This is a genomic window from Priestia sp. ABM2_011, assembly GCF_056158845.1.
Map to the genome: position 1 here is coordinate 1,358,472 of NZ_JBSWUB010000001.1, position 19,473 is coordinate 1,377,944.

At 39.5% G+C, this 19,473-nt stretch carries 19 protein-coding genes and 1 pseudogene; all 20 read left to right on the top strand.

Annotated elements, in window-relative coordinates:
• Positions 1 to 151: 151 nt before the first annotated feature.
• The 20 genes and pseudogenes from rimP (at position 152) to ACXAE4_RS07265 (ending at position 19,392) form a co-directional block, all read left to right on the top strand.
• Entirely contained in the window at positions 152 to 622 is a 471-nt protein-coding gene (rimP, locus tag ACXAE4_RS07170; protein WP_028411402.1) for a ribosome maturation factor RimP, read from the top strand.
• Between the two features lie 37 nt (positions 623 to 659).
• Entirely contained in the window at positions 660 to 1,772 is a 1,113-nt protein-coding gene (nusA, locus tag ACXAE4_RS07175; RefSeq protein WP_028411401.1) for a transcription termination factor NusA, read from the top strand.
• A gap of 13 nt (positions 1,773 to 1,785) precedes the next feature.
• On the top strand, positions 1,786 to 2,067 hold the full coding sequence (gene rnpM / locus ACXAE4_RS07180; RefSeq protein ID WP_013058838.1) for an RNase P modulator RnpM: 282 nt from the start codon (positions 1,786 to 1,788) through the stop codon (positions 2,065 to 2,067).
• Positions 2,067 to 2,366, top strand: a complete 300-nt coding sequence (locus ACXAE4_RS07185) for a YlxQ family RNA-binding protein (protein WP_028411400.1) — start codon at positions 2,067 to 2,069, stop codon at positions 2,364 to 2,366. The genes rnpM and ACXAE4_RS07185 overlap by 1 nt, the downstream gene beginning before the upstream one ends.
• 22 nt (positions 2,367 to 2,388) lie before the next feature.
• Positions 2,389 to 4,257, top strand: a pseudogene (gene infB, locus ACXAE4_RS07190) (translation initiation factor IF-2); the annotation flags it as partial.
• Positions 4,254 to 4,532: a DUF503 domain-containing protein gene (locus ACXAE4_RS07195; RefSeq protein ID WP_013058835.1), complete on the top strand. Its 279-nt coding sequence runs from the start codon at positions 4,254 to 4,256 to the stop codon at positions 4,530 to 4,532. The pseudogene infB and the gene ACXAE4_RS07195, both read left to right, overlap by 4 nt.
• A 14-nt stretch (positions 4,533 to 4,546) precedes the next feature.
• Positions 4,547 to 4,912, top strand: coding sequence for a 30S ribosome-binding factor RbfA (gene rbfA, locus ACXAE4_RS07200; RefSeq protein WP_013058834.1), 366 nt, complete (start codon positions 4,547 to 4,549; stop codon positions 4,910 to 4,912).
• 92 nt (positions 4,913 to 5,004) lie between these two features.
• Positions 5,005 to 5,922: a tRNA pseudouridine(55) synthase TruB gene (truB, locus tag ACXAE4_RS07205; protein WP_033579797.1), complete on the top strand. Its 918-nt coding sequence runs from the start codon at positions 5,005 to 5,007 to the stop codon at positions 5,920 to 5,922.
• 28 nt (positions 5,923 to 5,950) lie between these two features.
• A complete protein-coding gene (gene ribF / locus ACXAE4_RS07210) occupies positions 5,951 to 6,907 on the top strand; it encodes a bifunctional riboflavin kinase/FAD synthetase (RefSeq protein WP_475235744.1) in 957 nt (318 codons plus the stop codon).
• A 149-nt stretch (positions 6,908 to 7,056) separates the two neighbouring features.
• Entirely contained in the window at positions 7,057 to 7,326 is a 270-nt protein-coding gene (rpsO, locus tag ACXAE4_RS07215; protein WP_013058831.1) for a 30S ribosomal protein S15, read from the top strand.
• A 168-nt stretch (positions 7,327 to 7,494) separates the two neighbouring features.
• Positions 7,495 to 9,621 carry a polyribonucleotide nucleotidyltransferase gene (pnp, locus tag ACXAE4_RS07220; RefSeq protein ID WP_014458473.1) on the top strand — a complete coding sequence of 709 codons (2,127 nt, stop codon included), beginning with the start codon at positions 7,495 to 7,497 and terminating at the stop codon, positions 9,619 to 9,621.
• 142 nt (positions 9,622 to 9,763) lie between these two features.
• Positions 9,764 to 10,744, top strand: coding sequence for a polysaccharide deacetylase family protein (locus tag ACXAE4_RS07225; protein ID WP_028411395.1), 981 nt, complete (start codon positions 9,764 to 9,766; stop codon positions 10,742 to 10,744).
• Between the two features lie 28 nt (positions 10,745 to 10,772).
• Complete coding sequence (locus ACXAE4_RS07230) at positions 10,773 to 12,017, top strand: M16 family metallopeptidase (protein ID WP_028411394.1); 1,245 nt, start codon at positions 10,773 to 10,775, stop codon at positions 12,015 to 12,017.
• Between the two features lie 98 nt (positions 12,018 to 12,115).
• Positions 12,116 to 12,382, top strand: coding sequence for a YlmC/YmxH family sporulation protein (locus ACXAE4_RS07235; RefSeq protein WP_013058827.1), 267 nt, complete (start codon positions 12,116 to 12,118; stop codon positions 12,380 to 12,382).
• 188 nt (positions 12,383 to 12,570) lie between these two features.
• Positions 12,571 to 13,470 (top strand): dipicolinic acid synthetase subunit A, encoded by a 900-nt coding sequence (dpaA, locus tag ACXAE4_RS07240; protein ID WP_013058826.1) that lies wholly within the window; start codon positions 12,571 to 12,573, stop codon positions 13,468 to 13,470.
• Positions 13,470 to 14,075: a dipicolinate synthase subunit B gene (locus ACXAE4_RS07245; protein ID WP_475235749.1), complete on the top strand. Its 606-nt coding sequence runs from the start codon at positions 13,470 to 13,472 to the stop codon at positions 14,073 to 14,075. The genes dpaA and ACXAE4_RS07245 overlap by 1 nt, the downstream gene beginning before the upstream one ends.
• A 191-nt stretch (positions 14,076 to 14,266) precedes the next feature.
• Positions 14,267 to 15,310 carry an aspartate-semialdehyde dehydrogenase gene (gene asd, locus ACXAE4_RS07250; protein ID WP_013058824.1) on the top strand — a complete coding sequence of 348 codons (1,044 nt, stop codon included), beginning with the start codon at positions 14,267 to 14,269 and terminating at the stop codon, positions 15,308 to 15,310.
• 39 nt (positions 15,311 to 15,349) lie between these two features.
• Entirely contained in the window at positions 15,350 to 16,582 is a 1,233-nt protein-coding gene (gene dapG, locus ACXAE4_RS07255; protein WP_028411393.1) for an aspartate kinase, read from the top strand.
• A gap of 75 nt (positions 16,583 to 16,657) precedes the next feature.
• Complete coding sequence (dapA, locus tag ACXAE4_RS07260; RefSeq protein WP_154989757.1) at positions 16,658 to 17,530, top strand: 4-hydroxy-tetrahydrodipicolinate synthase; 873 nt, start codon at positions 16,658 to 16,660, stop codon at positions 17,528 to 17,530.
• A 194-nt stretch (positions 17,531 to 17,724) separates the two neighbouring features.
• On the top strand, positions 17,725 to 19,392 hold the full coding sequence (locus ACXAE4_RS07265; protein WP_028411392.1) for a ribonuclease J: 1,668 nt from the start codon (positions 17,725 to 17,727) through the stop codon (positions 19,390 to 19,392).
• Positions 19,393 to 19,473 lie beyond the last annotated feature (81 nt).

The window sequence follows — 19,473 nt, forward strand, 5'->3', positions numbered from 1 at the left end:
AACACAAATGACAACATTTCCACTCTAGTAGGTTAGACCTCTTATAGAGTGCAAAATAAAAATAGCAAATAAACCACTCTTTTTTGATATAAGAGACATAAAAAACGCGTAACCTAAACATACCATGCAATGTCTCGAAGGGAGGATTAGAATGAGTAAAAATGTAAAACAAACAGTGGAAGAAATGGTTTCCCCTATCTTAGAGGAAATGAATTTAGAGCTTGTTGAAATTGAATACGTAAAAGAAGGAAAAGATTGGTTTTTACGTGTGTTTATCGACTCTGATACCGGCGTGGATATCGAAGACTGCGGAGCAGTAAGTGAAAAATTGAGTGAGAAAATGGATGCAGTAGATCCAATCCCTCATAACTATTTTTTAGAAGTATCATCGCCTGGTGCGGAACGCCCATTAAAAAAAGATAAAGATTTTGAACGTGCAATTGGTAAGCATGTATACATAAAAACATATGAACCAATTGAAGGTGCAAAAGAATTTGAAGGCGAATTACAATCATTTGACGGAGAAACTGTCACATTATCTATTCGTATCAAAACACGCACAAAAACGGTGATTTTACCATATGACAAAGTCGCTTTTGCTCGATTAGCGATTGTATTTTAATGTGTAGGGGCCAATATTAAAGGGGGATTATCCAACGATGAGCAGTGAGTTATTTGATGCCTTAGTCATTCTTGAAAAAGAGAAAGGCATTAGCAAAGATGTAATTATTGAAGCAATTGAAGCAGCGCTAATTTCTGCTTACAAACGCAACTTTAACCAAGCGCAAAACGTACGCGTTGATTTAAATTTAGAAAGAGGTTCAATGCGCGTGTTTGCTCGCAAAGATGTGGTTGATGAAGTATATGATCCACGTCTAGAAATTTCGGTTGAAGAAGCACAAACAATCAACCCTAACTTCCAGCTAGACGATGTGGTTGAAATCGAAGTAACGCCAAAAGACTTTGGACGCATCGCGGCTCAAACAGCAAAACAAGTTGTTACACAGCGTGTTCGTGAGGCGGAGCGCGGCGTTATCTACTCAGAGTTCAGCGATCGTGAAGAAGATATTATGACAGGTATTGTTCAGCGTCAAGATTCTCGCTTCATTTACGTGAGCCTTGGCAAAATTGAAGCATTGCTTCCTCAAAGCGAGCAAATGCCAAATGAGCAGTATAAACCTCATGATCGTATTAAAGTGTATATTACGAAAGTAGAAAAAACAACAAAAGGACCACAAATCTATGTTTCACGTACGCATCCAGGTCTTTTAAAACGTCTTTTCGAAAAAGAAGTTCCGGAAATCTATGACGGTACAGTTGAATTAAAATCAGTAGCTCGCGAAGCTGGAGACCGTTCAAAAATCTCTGTTCATTCTGAGTATGCTGAAGTAGATCCGGTCGGCTCTTGTGTTGGGCCAAAAGGTCAGCGCGTACAGGCTGTTGTGAATGAACTAAAAGGTGAAAAAATTGACATCGTTCGCTGGTCAAATGACCCAGTTGAATTTGTTGCCAATGCCCTAAGTCCATCTAAGGTAGTAGATGTGATTGTAGATGAAAATGAAAAAGCAACAACTGTTATCGTTCCTGACTATCAGCTGTCACTTGCAATTGGTAAGCGTGGACAAAATGCACGTCTAGCCGCTAAGCTGACAGGCTGGAAAATTGATATTAAAAGTCAATCAGAAGCTGAGCAAGAAGGTATGGTTGTAAAAAGCAGCGATGATATGCTAGTAAGTCAACATGCATTTGATTCAGATGAAGATATGGAATAAGAGGTGAGCCAAGGTGAACAATCGTAAAAAAGTCCCGATGCGAAAATGTGTGGCCACTGGAGAAATGAAGCCTAAAAAAGAGCTAGTACGCGTTGTACGTTCAAAAGAAGGCGACGTTTCAGTTGATGTAACGGGTAAAAAGTCCGGGCGCGGAGCTTATGTAAGCAAGGATAAAGAAGCAATTTTATTGGCAAAAAAGAAAAATGTGCTTTCGACACATTTAGGCGCGTCAATAGATGAAGCGGTTTATGAAGAGTTGCTAGCGCTTGTAGAAAAGGAGAAACAGTCACGCTAATGAATGAACAGTGGATCTCTTTTTTAGGGCTTGCAAACCGTGCACGCAAATTGATTTCTGGAGAAGAACTTGTGGTTAGAGAAGTTCGGAAACAAAAAGCAAAGTTAGTACTTTTAGCAAGCGATGCGTCTGAAAACACAAAGAAAAAAGTAACGGATAAATGTTCTTACTACAACGTTTCGGTTAGAATGGTTCCCGATCGCTACACGCTAGGTCAAGCGATTGGTAAAGATGCTCGAGTTGTGGTAGCCGTTATGGACGAGGGATTTGCTAAAAAGCTAGCAACGATGCTCGGTTAATTTTATGGGGGTGAAAGTATTGAATAAAAATACAAAATCAACAGCTAACAAAGGAAACAATAAAGGTAACAAAAAGCCACAGGCACAAAAGTCACAGGCACCAAAAGGTAGACCAGCTCCAGCAGCTGCAAAAGAGTTACCGGAAAAAGTAACGTTTGTCGGAAGCTTAACGGTTTCTGAGTTAGCAAAAGAATTAGGCAAAGAGCCTTCTGAAATTATTAAAAAATTATTTATGCTTGGTGTAATGGCAACAATTAACCAAGAGTTAGATAAAGATTCTATCGAACTAATTGCCGGAGAATACGGTGTAGAAGTTGAAGAAGAAGTAGTAGTAGATGACACTGCTTTTGAATCATTAGAAATTATTGACGACGAAAAAGACCTTCAAGTGCGTCCTCCAGTTGTTACAATTATGGGTCACGTTGACCACGGTAAAACGACGCTTCTTGACTCTATCCGTAACACAAAAGTAACGGCTGCAGAAGCAGGCGGTATCACGCAGCATATCGGTGCTTATCAAGTTGTGGTTGATGAAAAGAAAATTACATTCCTTGATACACCAGGGCATGCTGCATTTACAACAATGCGTGCTCGCGGTGCGCAAGTAACGGATATTACAATCCTTGTTGTTGCAGCAGACGATGGTGTAATGCCTCAAACAATTGAAGCGATTAACCATGCAAAAGCGGCAGAAGTGCCAATTATTGTTGCGGTTAACAAAATGGATAAAGAAGCAGCAAATCCAGATCGCGTTATGCAAGAACTAATGGAGCACGGCCTTGTAGCTGAAGAGTGGGGCGGAGAAACAATCTTCTGTAAGCTTTCAGCCATTTCAGGTGAAGGGATCGATCAATTACTTGAAATGATTTTACTTGTAAGTGAAGTAGAAGAGTTAAAAGCAAATCCTAACCGTCGTGCAGCAGGTACAGTTGTAGAAGCACAGCTAGATAAAGGCCGTGGGTCTGTAGCAACGCTTCTTGTTCAAACTGGTACACTACGCGTAGGTGATCCAATCGTAGTCGGAAATACGTTTGGCCGCGTTCGCGCAATGGTAAATGATATCGGCCGCCGTGTGAAGGAAGTAGGACCATCTACTCCGGTTGAGATTACTGGCTTAAACGAAGTTCCATTAGCTGGAGATCGTTTCTTAGTATTTGAAGATGAGAAAACAGCTCGTCAAATCGGAGAAGCTCGTGCCCAAAAGCAGCTTGAACAACAGCGCGGTGAAAAATCTCGCGTAAGCTTAGATGATTTATTTGAAAAAATTAAACAAGGTGAAATGAAAGACTTAAACCTTATTGTAAAAGCAGACGTACAAGGTTCTGTAGAAGCATTGGCTGCTGCTCTTCAAAAGATTGATGTAGAGGGTGTAAATGTTCGTATTATCCATACGGGTGTAGGCGCAATTACAGAATCTGATATCATTCTTGCAACTGCTTCTAACGCAATCGTTATCGGCTTTAACGTGCGTCCAGATGCTGGAGCAAAACGTACAGCTGACGTAGAAAACGTAGATATTCGTCTTCACCGCATTATTTATAAAGTAATTGAAGAAATTGAATCTGCGATGAAAGGAATGCTTGACCCTGAGTTTGCTGAAAAAATCATCGGTCAAGTGGAAGTACGTCAAACATTCAAAGTATCAAAAGTTGGTACAATCGCAGGAAGTTACGTAACAGACGGTAAAATTACGCGTAACAGTGGAATTCGTTTAATCCGTGACGGAATTGTTATCTTTGAAGGTGAAGTAGATGTGCTAAAACGCTTTAAAGACGATGCAAAAGAAGTCGCTCAAGGATATGAGTGTGGTATTACAATTAAAAACTTCAATGATATTAAAGAAGGAGATATTATTGAAGCATATGTAATGGAGCAAATTGATCCTAAATGATTGGACTAGTGGAGTGTGAATGCTTAATTTACGATGCTGCTTCTCTTAAAGAAAAACGTGCCGTGCTTCAGCGCATCTTGATGCGCTTGAAGCAGCGGTTTAACGTATCGGTTTCAGAAACTGATTTTCAAGATGTGTGGCAACGAACAAAAATTAGCATTGTCGCAGTCTCATCTAGCCGTGTCACAACGGAACAAGAACTGCAAAAAGCGCTAAGCTTGATTGATTCTTTTCCAGAGATTGAACGTACCATTACAACTTTTGATTGGTTATAAAAGGGGTGACACAGATGAACATAAGAGCAACTAGAGTCGGAGAACAAATGAAAAAAGAGATGGGCGAGATTTTAAATCGTAAAATCAAGGATCCGCGCATCGGTTTTGTGACTGTAACAGATGTTCAAGTATCAGGCGATTTACAGCAAGCGAAAGTTTATATCTCTGTTTTAGGAGATGCTGAACAGCGTGAGAATACGTTAAAAGGCCTTGCGAAAGCAAAGGGATTTATCCGCTCAGAAATCGGTCAGCGCATTCGCTTACGTAAAACACCTGAAATTACGTTTGAGTTTGATGAATCAATTGATTATGGTAATCGAATTGAATCATTGCTTCATGAAATAAAAAAAGAAAGCGATGACCATCAAGAGAACGAATAAGATCAGTGAATGTAGAAACAAAAAAGGGTGTCTCAAAAGTGGTTTTTGCTTCTGAGACACCCTTTTTTAAATGAAAAGGAGATGAAGAATGAGTGGACGGTGTTTTAGTTTTACATAAACCAGCTGGCCTGACTTCGCACGACTGTGTGTTTAAAGTCCGAAAGCTGCTTCGCACTAAAAAAGTAGGGCATACAGGCACATTAGACCCAGACGTTACAGGGGTATTGCCTATTTGTATCGGTAGAGCTACCAAGATTGTAGAATATCTAACAGGAGCTACTAAAACCTATGAAGGGGAAGTTACACTCGGGTTTTCTACAACAACAGAAGATTCTTCCGGAGAGGTTGTAGAAGAAAAGAAAGTAGCGGATTCTTTTTCACGTGCTCAAATCGAAGAAGTGCTGTCTTCGATGACAGGAGAACTTCAGCAAGTCCCTCCAATGTATTCAGCGGTAAAGGTCAAAGGTAAAAAACTATATGAATATGCAAGGCAAGGAATCGAAGTAGAGCGCCCAGTTAGAACCATTCATATCTATAACTTTGAACTGCTGGATGATCGCGCTACATTTGAGGGAGAACAAATTTCCTTCAAATTCCGCGTAACGTGCAGCAAAGGTACATATGTGCGAACGCTTGCTGTGATGATTGGAGAAGCTCTTGGCTATCCATCTCATATGTCGTATTTGCAGCGAACGGGTTCCGGGCAGTTTTCACTCGAAGATTGTGTGACATTTGAAGATATTGAACGGGCGGTAGAAGAAGAAACGATCAATGAGAAACTACATTCGATCGAAGAAGCTCTTAATCATTTGCCGAAACTTCAAATTAGTGATACATTAGCAGAGAAAGTGAAAAATGGCGCGGTATTGCCGTGTACGGAAGATGAAGAGTTAAAAAAAGAACCCTTCTTTTTAATGATAAATTCTGCAGGCAAGTGCTTAGCAATTTATGCTCAGCACCCAACAAAAAAACATTTAATGAAGCCGGTTAAAGTGTTGGCAATCGACTAGACCGGTTAGGGAAAAGGTGAACTGTGTTTTGGAAACGATTGAAATTCGACATCCACACCACTTTCAACGAGAAGCTGTTCAACAATCAGTGTTAGCGCTTGGTTATTTTGATGGTGTGCATTTAGGGCATCAGCAAGTGATAAATTCAGCAAAACAGTTAGCCGATGAAAAAGGCATAGCTAGTGCTGTGATGACGTTTACTCCTCACCCTTCTGTGGTGCTCGGGCGCAATGTGCAGCACATTGATATGATCACACCGCTTCAAGAAAAAAAGAAACTCATTGAGGAAATGGGAATTGACTTTTTATATATCGTTCATTTTGATAAACAGTTTGCAGCACTATTGCCTCAAGAGTTTGTTGATCAGTATATTATTGGACTGAATGTACAGCATGTGGTAGCTGGATTTGACTATACGTATGGAAAGTTAGGTAAAGGAACAATGGAAATACTACCATTTCATTCTCGATCAAAATTCACGCAAACAACAATTGATAAGTTAACAAATGGCGAAGAAAAAATTAGTTCAACGCTTATTCGCGAAAGTTTAGCAAATGGAGATATGCATCGAGTAAAAGAGCTGCTTGGCCGCTATTATGAAGTGTCAGGTACAGTGACTCATGGAGAAAAGCGAGGCAGGCAAATAGGTTTTCCTACTGCTAACATCGCTTTAGACGATGAGTATTTACTTCCACGCATCGGCGTGTATGCTGTTGAGCTTCAGCTTCACGGTAAGTGGTATGCAGGAGTGTGCAACGTGGGCTACAAGCCGACTTTTCACGATAATTTAGAAAAGCCAACAATCGAAGTCCACTTATTATCATTTGACGAGCAAATCTACGATCAGCACGTAACGGTGAAATGGCACCGAATGATTCGCTCAGAAAAAAAGTTCAGCGGCATCGAAGAGCTTGTCGGTCATATTTCAAAGGACAAGGAAGAAGCCCTTGCTTATTTTGAAGGAATTCAAAAAAACAAGAAATAAAAAAATATATATAAATAGCTGCTACGACTTGCTTTTTGTTCTAATAAGTAGTAACATAACACTTGTATGTAAAACAACCATTGCTTGGCATTACGATTCACCAACGTTTTGCTCGGTAACTGGGGTTTAATAATAAGGAGGTGAATAGGATGGCTATCACACAAGAGCGTAAAAATGAAATCATTAGTGAGTACAAAACTCATGCGAACGACACTGGTTCTCCAGAAGTTCAAATCGCTGTCCTAACAGAGCAAATTAACAATCTAAACGGTCACTTACGTACTCATAAAAAGGATCACCATTCACGTCGTGGTCTTTTAAAAATGGTAGGTCGACGTCGTAACTTACTTAACTACCTACGTAACAAAGACGTTACTCGTTATCGTGAGTTAATCAACAAACTTGGTTTACGTCGATAATAAGAAGAAAGCGGGAGCATTCCCGCTTTTTTAGTATGTACATTTAAGAAACATTAAAGATGCTACATAATGTGAAAAAAGCTATTGTTTTTGGATATTTCGTTTATAATAAAACTATCACATTTGATTACATACATATTTTATATGTAGAGAGGGGTACTCGTCGATATGGAACAAGAAAAACGAGTGTTCTCTGTAGATTTAGCTGGACGAAAGCTAGAAGTTGAAGTTGGCCAGTTGGCAAAACAAGCAAATGGCGCAGCATTAATCCGCTATGGAGACACAGTTGTATTAAGTACAGCAACGGCTTCAAAAGAGCCTAAAAATGTAGATTTCTTCCCGTTAACAGTAAACTATGAAGAGCGTTTATATGCAGTCGGTAAAATCCCAGGTGGATTCATTAAGCGTGAAGGCAGACCAAGTGAAAAAGCAATCTTGGCTAGCCGTTTAATCGACCGTCCGATTCGTCCTTTATTCGCAGATGGTTTCCGAAACGAAGTTCAAGTTGTCAGCGTTGTAATGAGCGTAGACCAAAACTGTTCTTCAGAAATCGCAGCAATGTTTGGTTCTTCATTAGCATTATCAGTATCTGATATTCCATTTGAAGGTCCTATTGCAGGCGTAATCGTAGGCCGTGTAGACAATGAATTTGTTGTAAACCCAACGGTAGATGAGCTTGAAAAAAGCGATATTCATCTGACGGTTGCTGGTACAAAAGACGCGATCAACATGGTTGAAGCAGGCGCTGATGAAGTGCCGGAAGAAGTAATGTTAGAAGCAATTATGTTTGGACACGAGCAAATTAAAAAATTAATTGCGTTCCAAGAAGAAATTGTAGCAGCAGTAGGCAAAGAAAAAGTTGAAGTTGAGCTTTATACTGTTGATGCTGACCTTGAGCGTCAAGTTCGCGAAATTGCAGAAGGTGACATGAATCGTGCTGTTCAAGTTCAAGAAAAGCATGCGCGCGAAAATGCGATTAAAGAAGTGAAAAGCGCTGTAGCTGCAAAATTTGAAGAGCAAGATGTAGAAGAAGAAGTACTAAATCAAGTGAATGAAATTTTGTCGAAGCTTGTTAAAAGTGAAGTGCGTCGCTTGATCACAGAAGAAAAAGTACGTCCTGATGGCCGTAGTATTGACGAAATTCGTCCACTTTCTTCTGAAACAAACTTGCTTCCACGTACACACGGATCTGGATTATTTACGCGTGGACAAACTCAAGCGCTTAGCATCTGTACATTAGGTGCACTTGGCGATGTGCAAATTTTAGATGGTTTAAGTGTAGAAGAATCTAAACGCTTCATGCATCACTATAACTTCCCTTCATTTAGTGTTGGTGAAACTAGACCGATGCGCGGACCGGGTCGTCGTGAAATTGGACATGGTGCGCTAGGTGAACGTGCACTTGAACCGGTTATTCCAAATGAAAAAGATTTCCCTTATACAATTCGTCTTGTATCTGAAGTATTAGAGTCAAACGGTTCTACTTCACAAGCAAGTATTTGTGCAAGCACGCTTGCAATGATGGATGCTGGGGTTCCAATTAAAGCACCTGTAGCAGGGATTGCAATGGGTCTGATCAAATCAGGTGAACACTACTCGATTCTAACGGACATTCAAGGAATGGAAGATCACCTAGGAGACATGGACTTTAAAGTAGCAGGTACCGAAAATGGCGTAACTGCGCTTCAAATGGATATTAAAATTGACGGGTTATCTCGTGAAATTTTAGACGAAGCCCTTCAACAAGCGAAAAAAGGCCGTATGCAAATCTTAAATCATATGATGTCAACGATTGCTACGCCTCGTCAAGAGCTTTCTCAATATGCGCCTAAGATCCTTACAATGGCGATTAACCCTGATAAAATTCGTGATGTTATTGGACCAAGCGGCAAGCAAATCAATAAAATCATCGAAGAAACAGGCGTTAAAATTGATATCGAACAAGATGGTACAATCTTCATTTCTTCTATTGATCAGCCGATGAATGAAAAAGCGAAGAAAATCATTGAAGATCTTGTACGCGAAGTTGAAGTCGGCCAAATGTACTTAGGAAAAGTAAAACGAATTGAAAAATTCGGTGCATTTGTAGAAATCTTCAGCGGAAAAGATGGGCTTGTTCATATTTCAGAGCTTGCAGAAGAGCGTATTGGAAAAGTAGAAGACGTTGTAGCGATTGGTGACGAGCTTTTAGTTAAAGTCATGGAAATTGATAAACAAGGTCGCGTTAACTTATCTCGTAAAGCAATTTTAAAAGAACAAAAAGAAAAAGAAGAAAAAGCAAAAGAAACAAAATAATCTTCTTTTACTACTATATAGATATTGTGAAATCGTCCATACATGAAGAAAATCCATGTGTAGGGCGATTTTATCGTTTGTAGATGTTTGTTCTACCTTGTCCTCTTTATACATATTTTAAATGGTAAAGGGGGAAGGATAAGTGAAGAGAACCATTGTGCAATTTACAGCATTTCTATTTTTACTGGCAATTACATATAAATCTATTTATAATCCTTTTGCTGAAGCATATATAGAAGCACTTAAATCCGATGTACAACTTGTATCAGCTCAGCATAATGCGTTATATCAAAAGATTGAAGAAAAAGCAAAAGATTATGAAAAGCCAGCGGCGAATGCACGAATCGATCCTGTTTGGAAACGGGTTCCTGGCTATAACGGCATAAAAGTTGATCTTGCTGCTTCTTATAAAAATATGAAACCTGCGGGTAAATTTGATGAAAAAAAATTAGTGTACAAACAGGTTAGACCAAAGGTTCACTTGAAGGATTTACCACAGGAACCTATCTACCGTGGACACGATGAAAAGCCTATGGTATCGTTTACAGTGAACGTAGCATGGGGGAACGAGTATTTGCCTAAAATGTTAGAAGTGCTGAAAAAGCACCATGCTAAAGCAACCTTCTTTTTAGAAGGAAAATGGGTTAAAAATAATCCAGATATGGCAAAAATGATTGTAGACGCAGGGCATGAAGTGGGAAACCACTCTTATTCTCATCCTGATATGGCCACTTTATCGGCTAGTCAAATCAATCAGCAGCTTAAAAAAACGAATGATATTATTACATCTACTACGGGACAAAAAGTAAAATGGTTTGCTCCGCCAAGCGGCAGTTTTCGCCCCGAAGTAGTAACGCTTGCTTCTCAGTTAAAAATGAGTACAATCATGTGGACAGTTGATACAATCGATTGGCAAAAGCCAAGTTCAGAAGTGTTAATTAATCGAGTAATGAAAAAGATTCATCCAGGGGCTATTGTACTGATGCACCCGACTGAATCAACGGCTGAATCGCTTGACCAATTGTTAACCGATATTGAACGCAAAGGCCTGAAAGTTAGCGATGTGTCAACAATGCTAGATGAAGAAAGAATGATGAAAATACCTTCTTCTACTAAGAAGTAAGTGAGATAAGCAAAAGGGAGGCACTAGCTTGATAAAACGATATACGTGCAAAAATGGTGTAAGAATTGTATTGGAAAATATCCCAACTGTTCGATCTGTGGCCATTGGGGTATGGATCGGAACGGGTTCTCGAAGTGAACACCCTGAAATTAATGGTGTATCACATTTTCTTGAACATATGTTTTTTAAAGGAACAAAAACAAGATCTGCTCGTGAAATTGCAGAAAGCTTCGACCGCATTGGGGGACAAGTAAATGCATTCACTTCTAAAGAATACACGTGCTACTATGCAAAAGTATTAGACGAACACGCAGATCAAGCGCTAGATGTGCTGGCGGATATGTTCTTTAATTCTTCATTTGATGAAGAGGAATTAGCTCGTGAAAAAAATGTTGTATATGAAGAAATTAAAATGTATGAAGATACACCTGATGATATTGTACACGATCTATTAGGAAAAGCCGTATATGGCAATCATCCATTAGGCTATCCAATTTTAGGGACGGAAGATACGTTAAAAACATTTAACGGTGATTCGCTTCGTCAGTATATGGAGCAAATGTATATTCCTGAAAACATCGTTATTTCAGTAGCTGGAAACATTGATGAGAGTTTTATTCAACAGGTGGAAAACTATTTTGGTACATATACGTCAAGTCATTCCGCTCATCAATATGTTCAGCCAGAGTTCCATACAAATCATATTGCGCGCAAAAAAGAGACAGAACAAGCTCATCTTTGCCTTGGCTTTAAAGGTTTGCCAATCGGCGGAGAAGATGTATATAGCTTAATTGTATTAAACAACGTGCTTGGTGGAAGTATGAGCAGTCGTTTGTTCCAAGAAGTCCGTGAACAGCGCGGCTTGGCTTACTCTGTTTTCTCTTATCATTCTTCTTATCGAGACAGCGGTCTTGTAACGATTTATGGGGGAACTGGAAGCCATCAGCTCGACGTATTATATGATACGGTTCAAGAAACGCTTTATGATTTGAAAGACAAAGGTATTACGGATAAAGAACTTGCTAACAGCAAAGAGCAGCTGAAAGGAAACTTAATGCTGAGTCTTGAAAGTACAAATAGCCGTATGAGCAGAAACGGAAAAAATGAGTTAATGCTGGGCTATCACCGTTCATTAGATGAGATTTTAGACCTTGTTAATGCCGTGACTAAAGATAGTGTAAATGGTCTTGCACGAGATATTTTCAAAGACGAATTTGCGCTTTCATTAATAAGCCCGAGTGGAGATTTACCTAAGGGTTTTAAAGGAAATTAAACCATAAAAGTAAGGTTGGCTAAAATAATTGAGCCAGCCTTATTTTTATGTCATTTTTTGTATGGTTGTTCAATAAATTAGATGAAAGGAGGGATTTCATGAGATTAAGTGAGCTGAGTGGAAAAGAAATTGTAGATGTTAAGCGAGCAGAGCGTTTGGGTATTTTAGGGCAAACAGATCTTGAAATTAATGAACATACGGGACAAATTAATGCGCTTATTATTCCATCTGTGAAGTGGTTTGGATTTCGAAAACAAGGAGATGAAGTGCGAGTGCCGTGGGGGAATATCGAAAAAATTGGTACGGATATGGTGATTGTAAATGTTCATCAGCTAGAAGACATAAATAATGAGTCAACAAAATAACAAACGAGATGCTTCCTGCATCTCGTTTCTTTTATTTTCAGGGATAAAGATTCACCGATTCCTGTGTGTTTACATAGTATGTTGAAGAAAAGCAATAGGCATTCTAGGGCGTAATGATAGCACTTTACATCTCGATGGTTTAAGCGAAGGATACATCTATTTAATGTTAAAGAAGGTGAAAATGAAACATGTTAACGGATTTGCACATAGCTGTAATTGGCGGTGATGCTAGGCAGCTTGAAGTCATTCGAAAATTAATTCAATTAGATGCAAAAACCTCTCTTATTGGTTTTGATCAGCTAGATCATGGTTTTACAGGTGCGACGAAATATCAGATAGAGGAGCTGGATTTTTCAGATGTTGACGCCATCATCCTTCCAGTGCCTGGAACAAATCACGAAGGGCAAGTAGATACTATTTTTTCAAATGAAAAAGTAGTATTGACTGAAGAAATACTTAAAAAAACGCCTGAGCACTGCATTATTTATTCTGGTATTAGCAATGGGTATTTAAACGAATTAGTCAAAACGACAAACCGTAAACTCGTTCAGCTATTTGAGCGTGATGATGTAGCAATTTATAACTCTATTCCTACTGTTGAAGGTACCATCATGCTTGTTATTCAACATACGGATTTTACCATTCACGGTTCAAATATTTCTGTCCTAGGTTTAGGAAGAGTAGGGATGAGCGTGGCGAGGTCCTTTGCTGCACTTGGTGCCAATGTAAAAGTAGGAGCTAGAAAATCTGAACATTTAGCACGTATTGCTGAAATGGGTTTACAGCCTTTCTATCTTTCTGAACTCGATAAAGAAATTGCTGATAGTGATATATGTATTAACACCATTCCATACCCCATCTTAACGGCTAAGACATTATCTAATGTCCCGACCCACGCGCTCATTATTGATTTAGCTTCAAAGCCTGGAGGAACCGATTTCCGCTATGCAGAAAAACGAGGAATTAAAGCTATTTTAGCACCTGGTCTTCCAGGGATTGTGGCTCCAAAAACAGCAGGTCAGATTGTCGCTAATGTATTAGTGAATTTATTAAAAGACGCTGCGGATGCGAGAGAGGAGAAAAAATAATGTCATTAAAAGGTAAAAGAATAGGATTCGGCTTGACCGAATATCACTGTACGTATGATGCGGTTATGCCAGAAATTGAAAAGCTTGTTAATTTGGGAGCAGAAGTGTTACCGGTTGTTTCTTACACTGTACAATCCACAAATACTCGTTTTGGAGATGGAGAAGACTGGGTGAAGAAAATTGAGGAATTAACAGGTCACGCCGTCATCAATACAATTGTAAAAGCAGAGCCTCTAGGACCAAAGATTCCGCTTGATTGTATGGTAGTTGCCCCAATCACTGGGAATACGATGAGTAAGTTTGCGAATGCAATGACTGAATCTCCGGTACTCATGGCAGCTAAAGCAACGCTTCGTAATAATAAGCCAGTGGTACTGGGAATTTCGACTAATGACGCACTAGGGCTAAATGGTGTAAACTTAATGAGGCTAATGGCGACTAAAAATATTTATTTTATTCCATTTGGTCAAGATGACCCGGTGCTTAAACCAAATTCAATGGTAGCGCGTATGACGATGTTATCAGACACGGTGTACGCAGCGCTTGAAGATAAACAGATTCAGCCTGTTATTGTCGAAAGGTTCCGCGACGGTCAAGAGTCATAGGACATATATGCCTCTTGCTGTTGTATGAATCTGTTCAATACTGCGGCTGTAAGAGAACTCTCAATCTCAAAGAAGAGAAGATTTTAAAAATCTTCTCTTCTTTGACGCAATGAAGCATAATAATATGTTAAAATAGTCAGTATATGCAGATAAATGTTGAGTAGTTGAAAATTGTTGGAGGCGGTATTAAAATGACAAGAGAATTACATGTAGCAGTAGTAGGAGCAACAGGTGCAGTAGGACAACAAATGATTAAAACCCTACAGGAGCGTAATTTTCCAGTTGGTAAATTAACGTTATTATCTTCAGCTCGTTCAGCTGGTAAAAAAGTGTTGTTTAACGGAGAAGAAGTTGTTGTGCAAGAAGCAACTCCTGATAGCTTTGAAGGCGTGGACATTGCTTTATTCAGTGCAGGCGGCAGCATTTCAAAAGCACTTGCACCAGAGGCAGTAAAACGCGGAGCAATCGTTGTAGACAACACAAGCGCTTATCGAATGGATGAAAATGTCCCGTTAGTTGTGCCGGAAGTGAATGAAGATGCATTACACGCACATAACGGAATCATTGCTAATCCAAACTGCTCTACAATTCAAATGGTAGCAGCATTACAGCCATTACGCGAAACATACGGCTTATCTAAAGTGCTAGTATCAACGTATCAAGCCGTTTCTGGAGCAGGTGCTGCTGCAATTAATGAATTAAAAGAACAAGCTAAAGCTATTTTAGAAGAAAAAGAGTTTACACCGGAAATTTTACCGGTTGGTGGAGATAAAAAACATTATCAAATTGCTTTTAATGCCATTCCGCAAATTGATAAATTTCAAGATAACGGTTTTACATTTGAAGAAATGAAAATGATTAATGAAACGAAAAAAATTATGAGCATGCCTGAATTGCCAGTAGCTGCTACTTGTGTTCGTCTACCGGTTGTAACAGGTCATTCAGAGTCAGTTTACATTGAAATTGAAAAAGACGGTGTAACGGTAGCTGATGTGAAAAATTTATTGGCTGATGCACCTGGTATCGTATTGCAAGATGATCCAGAAAATCAAGTATATCCAATGCCAGCAGACTGTGTAGGTAAACGAGATGTGTTTGTCGGCCGTATTCGTAAAGATTTAGATCGCGATAACGGTTTCCATATGTGGATCGTTTCTGATAACTTGTTAAAAGGTGCAGCTTGGAATTCTGTACAAATTGCAGAATCACTTATTAAGCTTAGCTTAGTAAAATAAGCGCAACCAGAGTGTCTCGGAACATGATGAGGTGTAAGTATGAAAATAATCGTCCAAAAATTTGGAGGAACTTCCGTTCGTAACGAAGAAGGAAGAGCAAGAGCAATCTATCATTTAAATAATGCATTAAGTGAGGGTTACAAAGTAGTCGTTGTTGTATCGGCAATGGGACGAAAAGGTGAACCGTATGCAACGGATACATTGCTTTCACTTGTTGATGGAAATAAAGCGTCTCTTAACAAACGTGAGCTTGATATGCTTATGGCATGCGGAGAATTAATTTCATCGGTTGTGTTTACAAATTTATTAAACGAAAATGGGATTAAAGCTACAGCATTAAACGGTGCACAGGCAGGGTTTGTGACGAATGATGATTTCACCAATGCCAAGATACTAGAAATGAAATGCGACCGTTTGTTAAAAGAATTAGAAGAATATGATGTCGTTGTCGTAACAGGCTTTCAAGGGGCAACTGCTGAAGGTGATACAACAACGCTTGGACGCGGAGGTAGCGATACATCTGCTTCAGCGTTAGGTGCAGCCCTTATGGCTGATTACATTGACATTTTCACGGATGTAGAAGGTGTGATGACAGCGGACCCGCGTATTGTAGAAGATGCAAGACCGCTATCCGTTGTCACATATAACGAAATATGCAACATGGCTTATCAAGGTGCAAAAGTAGTTCACCCACGTGCTGTAGAGATTGCCATGCAAGCAAAAGTACCGATGCGCGTCCGTTCCACGTATGCTGATTCAGAAGGTACGCTCGTTACATCTCAAGGTGAAGCACAGCAGCGTGGAAGCGATGTGCAAGAACGCCTTGTAACAGGCATCGCCCACGTATCCAACGTGACTCAAATTAAAGTTTTTAGTAAAGAAGGCCATTATGATACGCAAGCAGAAGTATTCAAAGCAATGGCACAAGAAAAAATCAGCGTAGATTTTATCAATATTTCACCGAAGGGTGTTGTATATACGGTAACAGATGAAGCAACTGACAAAGCAATTGATGTGCTTCATGCGCTAGGGTATGAGCCGGCTGTTATTCGCAACTGTGCCAAAGTATCAACGGTTGGAGCAGGAATTGCAGGGGTGCCTGGTGTTACATCTAAAATTGTTACAGCTCTTTCTAGCGAAGGTATTCAGATTTTACAATCTGCTGACAGCCATACGACGATTTGGGTGCTTGTAAAAGAAGAGGATTTAAAGAAAGCCGTTAATGCTCTTCATGGTGCCTTTGACTTGTCAAAAGCACCGCAAAAGAGATAAACTACATGTTCCGTTAGCTATAAGCTAACGGTTCATTATATGAATAGGGATAATGCAATTTCAAGGAGTGAAAACATGATTGATTTTGGGAAAGTCGCAACAGCGATGGTAACGCCTTTTGATCATAAAGGAAATATTGATTTTGAAAAAACAACGCAGCTTATTAACTATTTAATCAGCAACGGTTCAGATGCGTTGGTTATTGCAGGAACAACGGGTGAATCTCCTACGCTTTCAACAGAAGAAAAGCTGGCGCTGTTCCGCCACTCAGTAAAGGTAGTAGATGGCCGTGTACCTGTTGTTGCAGGTACAGGAAGCAATAATACGTATGCATCAATTGAATTAACGAAAAAGGCAGAAGAAATCGGCGTAGATGCGATTATGATTGTAGCACCTTATTATAACAAGCCGAATCAGGAAGGCTTATATCAGCACTTTAAAACAATTGCTGAAAGTACAGAGCTGCCTATCATGTTATACAATATTCCAGGGCGATCCGTGATCAATATGTCTGTGGATACAATTGTACGCCTAGCTGAACTGCCAAATGTTGTAGCGTTAAAAGATGCAAGCGGCGACCTTGACGCAATGACAGCTATTATCGCACAAACAAGCGATGATTTTGCTTTATACAGCGGTGATGATGGCTTAACACTGCCGGTATTAGCAATTGGAGGAACTGGGATTATTTCTGTTGCCTCTCACGTTATTGGAAATGAAATGCAAGAGATGGTTAAGTTGTATGAGTCAGGAAATCCGAAAGAAGCAGCAAAAATTCATCAGCGTATTGTACCTGTGATGAAATCTCTTTTTGCGGCTCCAAGTCCAACGCCTGTTAAAACAGCTTTACAGCTAAAAGGGTTAGACGTAGGATCGGTACGATTACCTTTAGTTCCGTTAACGGAAGAAGAACGCCAAACGTTAGTCAGCACATTAAATACGCTATAAGCTATAAGTATGTTTTTTAAACGTCTCTTCATTGACCGTATATACGAGTTGATGAAGAGACGTTTTTTTCTTATAAGATAATAGAAGAGCAGATGACGGAAATAGACGAATGAAATTTCTTGTATTCCAATTCTTACTTCAGTTATAATGTAAGCAAATGAAATTGTACGGGTGAAAGTAAGTAGGAGGAACTTATGGTACTAGAAAAGACAGAAAATATTAAAATTTCAGCCTTGGGTGGAGTCGGAGAACTTGGAAAAAACATGTATGTGGTGGAAATCAATGAAAACATATATGTGTTAGATGCAGGGTCAAAGTTTCCGGGAGGGGAAATGTTAGGAATTGATATTGTCATTCCTGACATTACATATTTAGTAGAAAATCAGCAGAACGTAAAAGGCATTTTTGTTACTCATGGACACGAAGAGCAAATTGGGGCTATTCCCTTTATACTTCAAAAATTGGACGTGCCGGTATATGGTACAGAATTAACGCTAGCACTTATCAAAGAAAAGTTAAAAGAGTATGGAATTAAAAAATATGAAGCTTTACATCCTATCACTTCGTCAACGGTTTTATCGTTTGAAGGAGTGGATATTTCATTTTTTAGAACGCAGCACAGTATACAAGATTCAGTCGGCATTTGTTTACAAACCAATCAAGGTGCGATTGTATATACAGGTGATTTTAAATTTGATCAAAACTCAGTCAGCATTCAAAGCGCTGATATTGGAAAAATGGCTGCCATTGGGGAAAAAGGCGTCCTGTGTTTGCTTTCAGACAGTACAAATGCGGATAAGCCAGGCTATACAGTTTCCGAGGCCGTCATCGGACAAAATATTACCGACGCTTTTTATAAAAGCAAAGGTCGAATCATTGTTGCTGCATACAGTTCCAATCTGCACCGTATTCAGCAAATTATTCATGCCGCATATCAGCATGGCCGTAACCTGATCATTATGGAAAAGAGTATGCTGAAAATCATTGATATTGCAGCAAAACTTGGACATTTGCAGCTGCCTGAGGATTTAATTGTTCCTGTGCAAAAGCTAAAGGATCTTTCAGAACATGAAACGGTTATTTTAACAACAGGTCATCACGGAGAGCCGATTTCAGGTCTTACTCGAATGGCTAAACAGTCCCATAAATTTATTCAAATCAAACAAGATGACACGGTGCTGCTGGCTGCTACACCCGTGGCGGGGCACGAAACGACCTTTTCAAAAACAATTGACGTCATCTTTCGTTTAGGAGCAAGCGTAGTGTTTGCTCAGAAGAAAGTGCAGGCTTCCGGACACGGCAGTCAAGAAGAATTAAAATTTATGATTAACTTAACAAAGCCGAAATATGTCATGCCTGTGAATGGAGAGTACCGAAAACAAAAAGCTTATGCAAAGCTAGCCGGTCAATTAGGAATATCAGAAGATCATATTTGTTTGCTTGAAAAAGGTGAGCGAGTTGAGTTTAAAGATGCTCGCATGTACCCTAGCGGTTCTATTCAAGCGGGAAATACGCTCATTGATGGACTAGGCGTCGGCGATATTGGGAATATCGTTCTGAGGGATCGCAGGCTGCTGTCACAGGACGGAATCTTAACGGTAGTAGTTACGATTAATAAACGTCAAAAAACAGTAGTAGCGGGGCCAGAAATCATCTCCCGCGGATTCGTCTATGTAAGAGAATCAGAAAAGCTTTTAGAAGAAGCAACGAAGATTGTTCAGCAAATTTTAGAAAAGTGTATGGAAGACAAAGTGATCGAGTGGTCTTCATTAAAATTAAAAATGAGAGAAAGTTTAAATCAATTTTTATATGAAAAAACCCGTCGTAAACCGATGATTTTACCGATTATCATGGAAATCTAATGTGAAGCCTTCCCGCTGGGAAGGCTTTTTATTTGCAGCTGATGCGGATGTAATAACTATGAGAAGTTCATACTACTATTA